Here is a 13,445-nt window from a genome sequence, read left to right on the forward strand (position 1 = left end):
ATGTTCATCCTGCGCTTCCTCTGGGCGGTCCTGACTTCGCGTTTCCTGTGGACGCTGATCGGCCTGGCGCTGCTGTCGCTGATCATCTGGGTGTTCGGCCCGATCGTACGGGTCGGCGACTATGTGCCGATGGCGTCGGAGACGGTGCGCATCGTCATCATCGCTCTTTTGGTGATCTTCTGGCTGATCTGGCTGATCGTCGCGCAGCGCCGGGCAATCCGCGCCAACCGCATGTTCGTCGCCGAGATTTCCGCCCCGGTCGAGGAAAAGCGGCTCAGTCCGGGCGAGGAAAACGTCGCCGCGGTCGGCTCCAAGTTCCAGGACGTCATGGTCGAGTTGAAGCGCCGCAAGCTCGGCGGCCGCAAGTTCCTGCGCGAGATGCCGTGGTATGTGATCGTCGGCCCGCCGGCGACCGGCAAGACGACGGCCTTGCGCCAGTCCGGCCTCAACCTTCCGATCGACCTGACCGACGATCTGCAGGGCATCGGCGGTACCCGTAACTGCGACTGGTTCTTCTCCGAAAACGCAGTGATGATCGACACCGCTGGCCGCTATGTCCAGCAGGAAAGCCAGCCCGATGTCGACGCCGTGGAATGGCTGGGCTTCCTCGATCTGTTGAAGAAGCATCGTGGCCGTCGTGCGCTCAACGGCGTCATCGTTGCGCTTGGGATCGACGCGCTGTCCGAGGGCGACGAAGCCGTCAAGGCGCATGGCCGCAAGATCCGCAGGCGCCTGGCCGAGCTCGAAGAGCGGCTGGAAATCCGCCTGCCGGTCTATCTCATGCTGACCAAGGCCGATCTGATCAGAGGCTTCGAGGCCTTCTTCAGCGGCCTGTCGACGGCGGCGCGCGAACAGGTATGGGGGACGACCTTCCCGCTCGATGCACGCGTCGACGCCAAGACGATCGCGGGCGAAATCACGACGCTGTCGAGGGAGCTGGAAAAGCGGTTGGTGCCGCGGCTGGAAGACGAGGACAAGCTGGCCGAACGGGCCGAGATCTTCCGCTTTCCCGCACAGCTGCAAAGCCTGTCCGAGCCGATCCAGGTGCTGGTCGAGGCGATGTTCGGCGAGAGCCGCTACGAGGAGGCGGCCTGGCTGCGCGGCCTCTATCTGACCTCGGCCACCCAGGAAGGCGCGCCGATCGACCGGCTGACCGCGGCGCTCGCCTCCTCCTTCGGCCTGCCGGCACGACGCACGATGCCGGCGCAGCGCTTCGAGAAGCGCAGCTTCTTCCTCAAGAACCTTTTGACCGAGGTGATCTTCAAGGAGGCCGGGCTCGGCACCTTCGACCCGCTGGCGCAGCGCCGCCGCAGCTGGATCTGGCGCGGTGCCGCCGCTGCCAGCGCGGCTGCGGCCATACTCGCCGGTGGCCTGTTCACCTGGTCCTACTACGACAATCGCAACGCCATCGCCGCGCAAGCCGGTCAGTTCGAAGCGCTGCAGGCGCCGCTGACGTCGACCGCCGCGACGCCCGCCTCGGTGCTGCAGCCGGCTATGGACGTTGCCCTGACCGCCATGGACGAAGTCGTCAATGCCAGGACGGCGCCGCCCGCCAAGACACAGGACCTGCTCGGACCATCGGCTTCGGCCGAGATGATGCGGGCGCAGACCGACACCTATGACCACGCTCTGCGCAACGTGCTGGAGCCGCGGATGGTGGCGCTGCTCGAAGCGACCATGTGGCGGCAGATCCGCGATCCGGACTTCATGCTGGGCGCACTCAAGACCTACCGCATGATGACCGGCCTGTCTCAGATGGACTCCGACTTCGTCGAGAATTGGTGGGTGAACGACCTGCCCGAATTCGCGCCGGCCGCGCCCTTCCCGACCGCCGATGCGGAAGAACACCAGTTGGCCGCGATCCGCCGCATGGCGGTCGACGACAGCTACATCGCGCCCGACCAGGCGCTGGTCGCCGAAGCGCTGAAAACGGTCTGCACGATCTCGCTGCCGGCGCGCGCCTACAAGCAATTGCTGGCCGATCCGGCGGTGGCCGGATTGAAGGAATGGATCCCCGCCAATTTCGCCGGGCCGAACGGCGCCAAGGTGTTTTCGCGACGCTCCGACAAGACGCTGCGCGTCGGCATATCAGGCGCCTTCACCTATGACGGCTTCCACGATGCGATCCTCGACCGGGTCGAGGATGTCGCCGCCCAGGCGGCACTCGACCGCGCCGTGTTTGCCGGCGGTTGCTCGGAAAATTCCGAGACCTCGGTGTCGGCGCTGTCGGAAGATATCCTGAAGCTCTACTATGACGATTACATCGCGCAGTGGGACAGTTTTTTGCGCGACATGCGGCTGGCGCCGCTCAGCGACCTCAACATTGCCAGCGAGAATCTGAAAGACCTTTCCAGCGCCGATTCCGCGCTGAAGCGGCTGCTGACGGCGGTGGTCCAGGAGGTCGACCTCACCCGCTCGGACGAGGCGCCGACCGACGACAAGGCGGCGGCGAAGGGCGGCTCGAAACTGCTGGGCAAACTCGGCAAACTGGGCAAGATCGTCAAGACTGGCGCCAAGCTGCTGCCGCGCGCAGGATCGGCCAGCGAAGTCGACCTGACCGGCACGCTGGTGGCCGAACACTTCAAGCCGCTCAAGAGCACGATTGCCGAGGTCGACGGCCAGCCGCCGGCGCTCGATGCCGCGGTCGTTGCGCTGACGGCGCTGTCCAATGTGCTGCAAACGGTGACCGCCAATCCCGACCCGCAGGACGCGATCAAGAAACAGGGCGGGCTGGCCGAACTGACCGGCGCCGTCGCCCGCCAGGCACAGATCCTGCCCGACCCGGTCAACACCTGGCTGAGCGGCATTGCCGGCGACACCAGCGGGTTGACGCAGAAGGCCGTGGCCTCCGAGCTCAACGCCATCTGGCGCGCCGACATCCTGCCCTTCTGCCAGGCCGCGCTCAACGACCGCTATCCGTTCAGCCCGGACAGTGCCGTCGACGTCAACGTGCGCGACTTCGCCCGCCTGTTCGGACCGGCAGGGATGATCGACGGCTTCATCAACGACCATCTGATCGGCTATGTCGACACCTCGGCGCAGCCTTGGAAATGGCGTGCCGATTTCGGCCTCGACCCATCGGCGCTCGCCGCCTTCGAGCAGGCGCGGCGCATCCGCGACGATCTCTTTCCCGGCGGTCAGGGCCCGGTGATGGCCTTCACGCTCGAGCCGACCGACCTGTCGCCCAACGTGACCCGCGTCACGCTCAACCTCGATGGCCAGAACCTGGTCTATTTCAACAATGCGACGCGACCGCAACCGATGACCTGGCCCGGCAAGGACGGCACCGGCGTCATCTCGCTCGCCTTCCAGCCGATCGACGGCTCGCCCGAAATCATGCTCAACGAGACGGGAAGCTGGGCGTGGCTGAGGATGCTGCGCGGCGGCCGCTTCACCGGGACGTCGCTGTCCGATGTCTACAGCCTGCGGCTGGGGACGAAAGGCATGTACGCCGATTTCAAGCTCAAGGCGGCAAGTGTCGAGAACCCCTACAACCTCCAGATGTTCAAGAAATTCTCATGTCCTCCGCAGATATGATCCTGCCCGGCTTCTACGGCAAGATTCCGGCGACCGGAGATTTCGTTGCCGTAAACCTGCCGCGGACCTTCATCGACCGCTGGGACCGCTGGATGTCGATGGAGTTGCGCGAGAGGCCAGACGAGGGGGAATTGGATTCGCGTGTTTGGCGCTTCATCGTCAAGAGCGGCATTTTCGGCGACCGGCCCTGTGCCGGCGCATGGCGCATGAGCGAGGACCGCGTGGGACGCCGCTATCCGTTCGCGATCATCGGGATTGGGGCTACACCGGCACCTGACGATGCATGGTTCGACGGCGTTGCGTCAATCGTTGATGAAGCGGTCGAATTGCAGAGGACGCAGTCCTGGATAGCCGAAGGCTTGGCCAACCTTGCCGCGCCCAGCAACAGCCATGGCGATCCGAACCGGATTGGCTTCTGGCTCGACGACTGGTCGGTGCATGAGTTCGCGTTCTCGGATATTCACGACCTGGCGGCCAACGCCCTGCCGAAAATGCGCGCCCCGCGCCCTGAGACGGAATAGCTCTGATGGGCAGCACAGTCTTTGCTGAAGGCATGGGCTTCTTCCACAAAGGAAGCGGCGGCAAGGGCGTGGCGCCGGGAGATGTGTGCTTGAGCCCGCCTTCCCCGCCGGCAGGCCCGGTTCCGGTTCCATACGTCAACATGCTGTCTTCCAGCGATCTCACCAAAGGCAGTAAGAGCGTCAAGATCGAAGGCAATCCGACCGCGCTCGAAAGCTCGTCGGAGGTTGCGACCAGCACCGGCAACGAGCCGGCCACCCAAGGCCTCGGCGCGGGGGTCATAACGCACAAGATCAAGGGCAAGGGAGTGTTCAAGCTCTGGTCGTTCGTCGTCAAGGTGGAGGGTAAGGGTGTCTGCCGCCATGGCGACACCATGGAGCAGAACACGGCAAGTCCACTCCCGAACACCATCGATACCGCCGCCTTGGTCAACTTCCGCAATGCTCTTCTGGTGAAAGAGAAGAAGAAATGCACGACCGATTATTGCTACGACGATCATTACACCCAGCCAACAGGCCCGCAGAAAGCCAAGGTTCAGAACCGGCCATGCTGGGAATGCAAACGTAACCTTGACAGGTTGAAGAAACGCACGACCGGCAAGAACAAGACCGCGATCAAGCGACTGGAGGCCAAGGTCAACCGGCAAATTTCGGGGAAGGAAGCCCCGCTGATCGCCGATCACCAGCCGACGCAGAAGGCAGCGTGGTACGCGGGTGGATGCAATATAGAGATCGTCCCACAAGGCTTCAAGGATGCGATGAAAGCGCTTTACGTCAGGCCGCATTGCTCCAGCCACAGCAACAGCCAGCCGGGCCGGCAGTCGAAGGTGGACAACAAGGCGATTAGGAAGTTCATGAACGCTCGGGGGATCTAGGCTATGAGTGCAACGGGTTTTGCCGATCTCGACGCTGACTATACGGCGATAATCGATGCGTGGACCGCAGAGCTCCAGGCCGTCATGCCGGCGATCGAGGAATGGTGGGGCGCACTGCAGCAGCGCCTGAACGCCTCCGGTGAGAACATAGCCAATCTGCATTGGCCCGCCGGGCTGGTGGCCCATCCACGGATTCTGGCGATCTACCGCAAGCACTACTTCAAGGTTCATGGCCTGAACCTTGAACGGTACGCCCGACAGACCGATGATGACGACGAGGACGATGAATCGAACTGGGGTGAGGATGGCGACGAAGCGGACGCCAGCGGTCCCGTGCCGCCCAATCTGCTGCTGGTCGAAATGATGTCCGAATACGACACGGAACTATTCAAGTACTTCAAGTACTTCGTCTATGTCCCGATCGGCGAGGATCCATCTCTCGAAATGTGCTGAGGCTAGAAGAAGATGGCAATGCGGATTGATCATAGTGTCGAACTCGGCCTGAACCGGCTTCTCAACGCACCCCAGGACGTTGTCGGTCCCGATCATGGAATTCGCCTTTCGCGCCGCGAGGCCTCTGCTGCCTATAGGTCCCTGTTCAAGGCCTACCTCGCTGACTTGCAGGAGACGTTCGAGGTGGCTTCCGAGATCTGGGAAGCTGGCCTCGACGAACTGGTCGATGGCGGCCTGACCGTCAATCAAGCGATCACGGCCCAGCTGGATGATGCAGCGGCCGGCCCGGCGAATCATCCGGCGGTGGTGTGGCTCGTGCGGGAATACTGGCTGCGATGCGTTGCGGTGGGGGAAACGCTGCCCGCGGCCGACCGCCTCGCGCCTGAGGTGTTCCTGCTGCAATGGGTCGTCGATGAAGGCAACAAGGAATATGTAGAACTGCTGACGGCCATGCCCTATTGGCCGATCGGGCTTGATGAAAACGGCCGGTGGTGCTGAACGATGGCCTTCGATGTCTGGCTGGAAAACAGGACACCCTTCGCCGCCGCGACGCACGTCCAATTGAATGCTGACGGCCAAGAAACTCTGATTGTCATGCTATCGGCAAGTTTCACGGCGACGGATGAAGGAAAGGAATTCCAGCCAGCGGCCGAACAGGTGCCGGTGATCTTTGGCGATGAGCCTTTTGGCGATCCGGCCCTTTCATCGACCCGCTACGAAGCGGACATCGCGCCCGTCAAGCCTGGCGCCGAGGTGATCGTGAATGGCGTCGCGCACGCGCCGGATGGAAGGCCGGTACGCGAGATGCAGGTTGGCCTGCGTGTTGGTAACTCGATCCGCAAGGTATTGCAGGTCGTCGGGGACCGGATCTACGACTCCGGCGGCTACAGCGCACCGGCGCCTTTCCGGACCATGCCGATCGTCTATGAACGCACCTATGGCGGCACTTTGGAAGACTTGCGCACGGACCAGCGCAACCCAGTCGGCGTGGGGTACCATAACGCCCGGTCTGCAGATCCTGCGGTCAGAACCGAGGCGCCCAACGTCATGTATCCGGGCGAAGCGCAAGCCCGACCTGGGGAATCCCTGAGGCCGGCGGGATTCGGGACGATTGGCCGGGGCTGGCAACCGCGCCTGGCTTTCGCCGGAACCTATGACAAGGCTTGGCTCGAATCCCAATGGCCGCTCGCTCCCAAAGACTTCGACACGCGGCATTATATGTGCGCCCCAGCCGATCAGCAGATGGCCGGCATCGGCAACGGCGAGGATATCACGGTGATCGGCATGACGGCTTCGGGCAGATGGGATTTCCGCCTGCCGCGCATCACGGCCCCGCTTCGGCTCATTTATGACGATCGTGTAGAAGAAAACGCGTTCAAGCCTGACACCGTGCTCATCGAGCCTGACTTGAAGCGCGTGACCCTTAAGGCTCGTTTGGCAGTGGTAATCCGGCGCAACGTGCCGGCGCTGCGGGAAATCGCCTTCGGCCACATTTCTCCTGTTTGGATCAATGCGCGCCGCAAGCGAAAACTCTATCTCAATCTTCTCGGCGGCGACGGGGCCCTGCGCGATCGCTCGGCGTGGCAGCCGTGAAGCGGCCGCTCTACATCTCGGTTGGTGGCGCCGTCACGCCTGCTGGATTGAACGCGCGCCAGACCATCTCAGCCATTCGCGCCAACCTGTCAGCATTTCAGGAGGTGCCTCTTTCAGAGCCGTTTCCCACCACACAGATCGTGGCACGCATTCCAGCCAAGGCGGGCCTGCGACGCAATGACGGGGTATGGCTCGCCAGCATGGGCGCCCGCGCTCTCAAGGAGGCGATGCTCGACAACAAGGCAACGCCGGACCAGACCGCTGTTCTGCTCGCGCTGCCGGAGAGTTTCCGCGACCATCCGGCGTATGAAGAGGTCGAGCGGGGGCGCCTTTTGAATGCCATTTTCGAGCGATGCGGCCTGCGCTTCAATGCCGGCTCGCGCGTATTTGACGGCGGTGCCGCAGCCAGCGCCGGACTGCTCGACTATGCCGGCGACATGCTAGAATCCGGGACCGTCGCGCAGGTGCTGCTGGGTGGTGTGGACAGCCTCGTCAACGGGACCGACATTGCGCGCTTGATGCGAGCCAATCGTCTGAAATCCGAAAACAATGCTCAAGGGGCAGTCCCTGGCGAGGGCGCTGTCTTCGTGCGCCTGACGCGAGCGCCGGGGAGCGGGCCGGCCGCAATGATTTGCGGGGCGGGCCTGGCTCAAGAGATCGACAGCGTTCTTTCCGAACGCCAGAGTCAAGGCCGTGCGATGGTGGCTTCGCTGCTTGCTGCCTTCAGCGGGTCCGGACCCAAGGAACCCGATATCGAGTTCCTTGTCAGCAATGGAAACGGGGAACGGTACAGCGGACTCGAACAACTGGTCGGTCGCTCGCGCTTCTACCGCACGCACCGCGAGATATTCCCGACAGCCTACCCTGCGATGACGGTCGGCGACATTGGAGCCGCTAGTGCGGCACTTGTTCTGATGCTGGCGGCCGACAGTTTTATAAGCGGTTACGCGCCGGGCCGCGTCGCAGCCTGCGAGCTTGCATCCGAGGGTGGCAACCGGTCGGCGATCGCGCTTACCGACCTCCGCCAACGCTGAACGGAGGGACAAGCCTTCCCTCGGCGAAAGCGATCACATCCACGCCGGGAACTTGCGTGTCCTGCGCCAGTCTGCCAGCGGCGCCTCGGGCGTGGCGATTGCCGCGCGCAACGCATCCACCCTGAGCCTGCGCATCGAACGGAACAGACGATGGTTGCGCCCGCCGCGCCCTTCGTCCCACCATGCTTCGACGCGATCGGCGGCCGGCAGCGAGCTGTCGTCGAGTTGGGCAAAGCCCTCGCCAAGAACAGCTGGATCGGCAACGAAAAGGTCGGTGTCGCCGAAGTCCACCTCGAACAGATCGCGAAGTGCTGCACCCGCTGCGGATGCCAGTTCCGGCTCGCGCATCTTCTCGATCAGCCACGGCACCACCGCTTGGTCGCCGAGCAGCCCGATCGATGCCGTGGCCGCGATGCGCAAGACAGGCTGTCCGAGACGTGATTGCAGCCAGGCCTTGCCGGCCTTCGGCGGCGTCGTCAGCAGGCGCAACTCGATCGCCGCCTGCGCATGGTCCGTCTCCGTCAGCACGATCTTGTCGATCACCGAGTGCGCGGACCGAGCCTCGCCAAGCAGGCAAGCAGCGAAGGCGGCCGCAAGACGTTCTTTCGTTGTCTCGCCGTCAAGCCCAGCCAGGACTTCCGGAAGCAGGTCGCGCCGCCTGAGCACGCCGGCGAGCCGGACGGCGCGCCAACGCACGTTCGCATTGGAATGGCTGGCCAGATCACGCAGGCGCTGTCCCGGATCGACGCGATGATGCCAGAGCGCAGATAGCCCAAGACAGCGCAGCCGCGCGTCGCGCGTGTCCAGCCACTGCGCCACGAACGGGCGCAGGTTTTCGCCCGGCGTGCGCGCGATCGCGGCAGACAGGCTCGATATGCCGGCGTCACCTAGGCTTGCGCCCGCGTCGATTGCAGAGGTCACCAATTTGGCATCGCTCCAACGCATTGCCAGAGTGCCAAGCACGAAAATCTCGCCCGGTTCGGCGTAGTCGGCGAAGCGCGCTTGAGCAGCTTCCCAACCGGCGTTGCCGGCTGCCATGAGCCCTTCGAGATTGGCTTCGAGACGCTGGTCGATGCGGCCGATATCGGTCTCGTCGAGGATTGGACCGTCGATCTCCAGACGACGTCGAAGCCACAGGAACGCCGCGTCCTCGGCGTGTTGGTCCACGATCGCCGCAATGGTCGCGATGCTGTGCATCGGCAATGCCTCAGTTAAGATGCACGGCCCCGCCGCGGATGCGGTTGGTGCCACTGGCCTGGCTGGTCAACTGGGTGCCACGAATGGTCACGCGTCCATTCTTCTCCAGAATGATCGATGCCAGGCCGCAGCGCAGTTCAATGCGCTCATCGCCGTTGATGACGACACGTTCGCCGTCGCGGACGACTTCGAGGCTCCTGCCGCGGGGCGCAGGATCGACGATGCGCCCGACCACCAGCGGCCGCGCCGGGTCGCCGCCCTCGAAGAGCAAAGCCAGTTCGGATCCGACGGCCGAAACGTCCAGCTCCGTCAGGCTGCGCGCCGCTATCGCGGTCTCGCGCGGATTGCCGACGAAGACAACCAGCGGCGCCCCGCCTTGGAAGCCGATCAGCAGGCCGATCACGACGCCGTCGATACGCTCCAGCACTTCCATGATGATGCCCTCAATTGTTGTTGATCGTGCTGCCCTTGACGATCACCTCGCCGTCGGCCTTGACGGTGATCTTGCCGCTGCCCTTGAGGGTAATATCCTTCCCATCAGCGACAATGGTGCCATCCTTTTTCATCGTGATCGAGGCCGAACCGCATTTGAGCGTGATCGAGTCGGCCGCCTCGATCATCAGATTCTTGCCGACCTTGATCACACTGTCTTCGGCTATCTGGATTCCGCTGCCTTTGCCGACCTTGAGCGCGTGCCCGCCGCCGACATCGGTTGCGTCGTCCGCAGCGATTTTTGCCGACCTGCCCTTGCCGATCTGCGACGACTGTGCCCCGCCGATGGTGAAACTCTGATCGGCGCCAACATTGACGCTTTGCGCCGCCGCGATGTTCCAGCTATCAGCCGCGCCGATATCGTGGCTCTGCGCAGCACCTACGGTGACCGACCGCGTCGCACCGATCGTGTTCGTCTGCGGACCGCCCACAGTTCGGGTCTCGGATGCTCCGACCGAATCGACCCGGGCCGCGCCAACGGTCACTGTCTGGACGATTGCAACCGTCTGGGTGTGGTTGGCACCTATGGTCTCCGTGGAGTTCGAGCCGATGTTGATCGTCTCATCGACCCCCACCGTCAGTGAGCGGTTCTTGCCCACCGTCTCGGTGTCGTTCGACCCGATATTGGTCGTCTGGTCGACGCCGACCTTGACCGTCTTGTTGTTGCCGACGTCCTCGTCGAGGTTGTGGCCGACGGAGTGCTTGGCGTCGTGGTCGATGCGGTCGGACTGGTCGTGCTGGACCAGCTTCTGGCGATCATTCTTGATCAGAAGGTGGTGGTCCTTCTGCGCCTGGAAGTTGACCAGCTCCGAGCCGGCCTTGTCCTCGAACATCAGCTCGTTGTAGCCGCCACCGCCCTTCGACGAGTTGGACTTCCAGCCCGACTGCGTGGCGTTGCCGGGCAGTCCGTAGGGCGGCATCTGCGAGGCGTTGTAGACCCTGCCGGTGATGATCGGCAGGTCGGGATTGCCTTCGATGAAATCGACGATGACTTCCTGCCCGATGCGCGGGATCTGGATGAAGCCCCAGCCGCTGCCGGCCCAGGTCTGCGACACCCGCACGAAGCAGGAGCTCTTCTGGTCCTTCTTGCCGAGGCGGTCCCAGTGGAACTGCACCTTCACCCTGGCATATTTGTCGGTGAAGATCTCCTCGCCGGACGGACCGACCACGGTCGCCGTCTGCGGGCCGCGCATGATCGGCCTTGGTGTGATGCGCGGCGGCCGATAAGCAACTGAGGTCGGCGCCACACCGAGCACCACCTTGAAATTCTCGCCATCGGTGTCGACGCCGGCGCGATAGCCCGGATCGAACAGCCGGTACTCGGCGCTGAGCACCAGATAGTCCTTGTTCTGGTCGTCGCGCGGAAAGCCGTCGAGCTTGAAGGTGCAGCCGGAAAACAGGCCGCGCACCGTGCCGACGGCGGCAATGCGCAGGTGTGGCGCCTGGATTTCTTCGCGCCTGATCGCCGCCAGGCTGTCGCCGCGCCCGACTTCCAGATGCGCGCCGGGGTGGCGATAGTTCTCGCCCGCGGCCTGCTTGTGGCCGAAGGGCTGCGCCGACTTCGCCATCAAATCGGCGGCGGGTTTTTCGAAGTCATAATCGGTGTGGGCATAGGCGCCGGGGCGCACCGCGCTGCCTGGAATCCAGTCGGTGATGTATTCGACGTCGCGGCGCGAGCCCTGCCCTTCGAACTGATATAGCACCGTCTCATAGCCCGGCGCCGGCTTCAGCTTGCTCATGGCGTCGGCCAGGATCAGTGTGTGCTCACCCTCGGCATGCTCGAAGAAGTACATTATGCCTTCATGCTCGAGCAGCCGCTGCACGAAATCGAGGTCGCTCTCGTCGTACTGCACGCAATATTCGCGCGGCGGATAGGAGCCTTGCAAGCGCTTCTCGAACTTGGCGATGCCGCCATATTTGGAGAAGATCTCCTCCACGATCTCGACGGCAGTCTTGTCCTGGAAAATGCGGCAGTCGGTGGTATTGCCGAGGAACCACAGCCACGGCCTGACGACCGCCTCGTAGTGAGCCAGCCGATCTTCGATGCGGGTAAGGCGAAACTCGGCGATGAGGCCGCTGAACCAGCGCTTGGGGTCGGCCTCGCCTTCGATCGAAACGGCGCCGCCCAGCATCTTCAGCGGGTCGATATCGGCATTGGTCGAAACAAATCCAACGGTGTAGGCAAGGCAGCGGCTGATCTCGTCGCGGCCGACGAGATGCGTAAAGGTCAACAGCTCGGCGCCGACCGGCGTCTGCACAAGCGCGGCGCGTTGTTCACTCGGCATGGGTCGTGCCCCTCCTGAGCGCTAGTGTGGCAGGTTCGAAGCCCTTCTTGTGTTAACGACCTCACGTTCAGGGATATTTCGCAACTTGCCACCCAAGCCATGTTGAGCCTACCACATGTTCTATGGCAGACCAAAGAGGACAAGCGGCAGGCCGTTGCTGTTTGCGCCGCTTTCGCCAGTGTGAAACGCCGCTCTCCCGCTGTGCCCGCAAGCTGCTAGACTGTGGCACATCGGATCAATGGAAACGGCAGCGGTCGACGGTCCATAGCGCATGTTCATCAGTCTGCAGATCAGCAATGTCGATGTCCTGCCTGCCGGGCTGCCGCCCGGCTACGCATCGCGCGACCGCGGCTTCGAGATCGGGCGGGAGAACTGCGCCTGGACCTTGCCCGATCCGGACAAGTTCATCTCCGGCCGACATTGCGAAATCCGCTACGAAGGCGGCGCCTTTTTTCTCCACGACGTCTCGCGCAACGGCACATTCGTCAACGGGTCGAGCCAGCGCCTGACCGGCCCGCATCGGTTGGCGCAAGGGGACCGGCTCCGGATCGGCCGCTATATCGTCTCGGTGTCGATCGATGACGGGAACCCAGCCTTCGGCGGCCATGGTTCGACGCAACGGCAGATGCCCGTTGCCGGATCCTTTCCAGACCATGTCGCATCGCCACGGTCACCGACCGCGCCACCCGCTTCGGTCTCCAGCCGGCCGCAGCAAGCCGACGAGATCCTGCGCGCGATTGCCGCCGGCGCCGGCATTCCGCCAGAGGTGCTTTTGCTGCGCCAACCGCAGGAGGTAGCCGGCGAGATCGGCGCGGTGCTGCGCATCGTCGTTGACGAGCTGGTGTTGCTGTTGAAGGCGCGCGCCGCCGCGAAAGTCCTGGCCAAGACCAGCGACCGCACCATGATCAATTCCGCCGACAACAATCCGCTGAAGTTCGTGCCCGGGACCGACGAAATCCTCGACATCATGTTCGCGCGGCGTAGATCCGGCTATCTCGATGCCCGGCACAGCATCGAAGACGCTTTCCACGACCTCAAGACGCATGAATTCGCAACCTTCGCCGCCATGCAGGCGGCGCTGTCGCGGTTGCTTGACGATCTGTCGCCCGAGGCGATTGCGAAAAAACTGCCGCCATCCTCCTTTGCCTCGAAGAAGACGCGCGCCTGGGACGCACTGGTCGCGACCTGGCGGGCCAAGGAGGAAGCGCACGAGAACGGCATGCTGGACATATTCCTCACCTATTTCAGCGAAGCCTATGCCAAGGCCGCCAAGCAGAAGACCGGCAAGGGCTAAGCCCGCGCACTTCTGAAGACACCGTGAAGGCCGACCCGGGCACCGGCCGGCGACCAAAATTGCGCCGGGTTTCCATCGCAACCTTCTGAGACTACGATCACATACGACGATTGAGCACGCGGGTACGGTTGGTCGACCTCGGGGGTCTGCGGCACATGTCATGTCAC

General features: G+C 63.4%; 11 protein-coding genes. 8 read left to right on the forward strand and 3 right to left on the reverse strand.

Annotated features, from left to right (window positions below; translation table 11 throughout):
- From tssM to NL532_RS27265, 7 genes are read left to right on the forward strand one after another with little or no spacing between them, the layout of a single operon-like run.
- Positions 1 to 3,537 (forward strand): type VI secretion system membrane subunit TssM, encoded by a 3,537-nt coding sequence (tssM, locus tag NL532_RS27235; RefSeq protein WP_023827999.1) that lies wholly within the window; start codon positions 1 to 3, stop codon positions 3,535 to 3,537.
- Complete coding sequence (gene tagF, locus NL532_RS27240; RefSeq protein ID WP_050588081.1) at positions 3,534 to 4,058, forward strand: type VI secretion system-associated protein TagF; 525 nt, start codon at positions 3,534 to 3,536, stop codon at positions 4,056 to 4,058. Before tssM ends, tagF begins: the two co-directional genes overlap by 4 nt.
- Before the next feature lie 5 nt (positions 4,059 to 4,063).
- Positions 4,064 to 4,930 (forward strand): DUF4150 domain-containing protein, encoded by an 867-nt coding sequence (locus tag NL532_RS27245; protein ID WP_023682619.1) that lies wholly within the window; start codon positions 4,064 to 4,066, stop codon positions 4,928 to 4,930.
- Positions 4,931 to 4,933: 3 nt separating this feature from the next.
- Positions 4,934 to 5,383 (forward strand): hypothetical protein, encoded by a 450-nt coding sequence (locus NL532_RS27250; RefSeq protein WP_023827998.1) that lies wholly within the window; start codon positions 4,934 to 4,936, stop codon positions 5,381 to 5,383.
- An 18-nt stretch (positions 5,384 to 5,401) separates the two neighbouring features.
- Positions 5,402 to 5,881, forward strand: coding sequence for a hypothetical protein (locus NL532_RS27255; RefSeq protein WP_023682621.1), 480 nt, complete (start codon positions 5,402 to 5,404; stop codon positions 5,879 to 5,881).
- A gap of 3 nt (positions 5,882 to 5,884) precedes the next feature.
- Entirely contained in the window at positions 5,885 to 6,976 is a 1,092-nt protein-coding gene (locus NL532_RS27260; protein ID WP_023682622.1) for a DUF2169 family type VI secretion system accessory protein, read from the forward strand.
- Positions 6,964 to 8,010 (forward strand): hypothetical protein, encoded by a 1,047-nt coding sequence (locus NL532_RS27265; protein WP_023682623.1) that lies wholly within the window; start codon positions 6,964 to 6,966, stop codon positions 8,008 to 8,010. Before NL532_RS27260 ends, NL532_RS27265 begins: the two co-directional genes overlap by 13 nt.
- 33 nt (positions 8,011 to 8,043) lie before the next feature.
- Here NL532_RS27265 and NL532_RS27270 read toward each other — a convergent pair whose 3' ends face one another.
- Genes NL532_RS27270 through NL532_RS27280 form a run of 3 tightly spaced genes read right to left on the reverse strand, consistent with a single transcriptional unit; the run spans position 8,044 to position 11,984 of the window.
- Positions 8,044 to 9,207 (reverse strand): hypothetical protein, encoded by a 1,164-nt coding sequence (locus NL532_RS27270; RefSeq protein ID WP_023827997.1) that lies wholly within the window; start codon positions 9,205 to 9,207, stop codon positions 8,044 to 8,046.
- A 10-nt stretch (positions 9,208 to 9,217) separates the two neighbouring features.
- A complete protein-coding gene (locus NL532_RS27275; RefSeq protein ID WP_023682625.1) occupies positions 9,218 to 9,643 on the reverse strand; it encodes a DUF6484 domain-containing protein in 426 nt (141 codons plus the stop codon).
- A 7-nt stretch (positions 9,644 to 9,650) separates the two neighbouring features.
- Complete coding sequence (locus NL532_RS27280; protein ID WP_023827996.1) at positions 9,651 to 11,984, reverse strand: type VI secretion system Vgr family protein; 2,334 nt, start codon at positions 11,982 to 11,984, stop codon at positions 9,651 to 9,653.
- Positions 11,985 to 12,255: 271 nt separating this feature from the next.
- Here NL532_RS27280 and tagH point away from each other — a divergent pair, with 271 nt between their 5' ends.
- Positions 12,256 to 13,278, forward strand: coding sequence for a type VI secretion system-associated FHA domain protein TagH (gene tagH / locus NL532_RS27285; RefSeq protein WP_023827995.1), 1,023 nt, complete (start codon positions 12,256 to 12,258; stop codon positions 13,276 to 13,278).
- The last annotated feature ends 167 nt before the right edge of the window (positions 13,279 to 13,445 follow it).

The organism is Mesorhizobium sp. C120A (assembly GCF_030323105.1).
In the GTDB taxonomy this organism is placed as follows: Bacteria; Pseudomonadota; Alphaproteobacteria; order Rhizobiales; family Rhizobiaceae; genus Mesorhizobium.

Coding starts and splice junctions, on each gene's coding strand:
- NL532_RS27245 (WP_023682619.1), top strand. CDS start 4,064: ATGGGCAGCACAGTCTTTGCTGAAGGCATGGGCTTCTTCCACAAAGGA.
- NL532_RS27255 (WP_023682621.1), top strand. CDS start 5,402: ATGCGGATTGATCATAGTGTCGAACTCGGCCTGAACCGGCTTCTCAAC.
- NL532_RS27280 (WP_023827996.1), bottom strand. CDS start 11,984: ATGCCGAGTGAACAACGCGCCGCGCTTGTGCAGACGCCGGTCGGCGCC.
- NL532_RS27260 (WP_023682622.1), top strand. CDS start 5,885: ATGGCCTTCGATGTCTGGCTGGAAAACAGGACACCCTTCGCCGCCGCG.
- NL532_RS27270 (WP_023827997.1), bottom strand. CDS start 9,207: ATGCACAGCATCGCGACCATTGCGGCGATCGTGGACCAACACGCCGAG.
- tssM (WP_023827999.1), top strand. CDS start 1: ATGTTCATCCTGCGCTTCCTCTGGGCGGTCCTGACTTCGCGTTTCCTG.
- tagF (WP_050588081.1), top strand. CDS start 3,534: ATGATCCTGCCCGGCTTCTACGGCAAGATTCCGGCGACCGGAGATTTC.
- tagH (WP_023827995.1), top strand. CDS start 12,256: ATGTTCATCAGTCTGCAGATCAGCAATGTCGATGTCCTGCCTGCCGGG.
- NL532_RS27250 (WP_023827998.1), top strand. CDS start 4,934: ATGAGTGCAACGGGTTTTGCCGATCTCGACGCTGACTATACGGCGATA.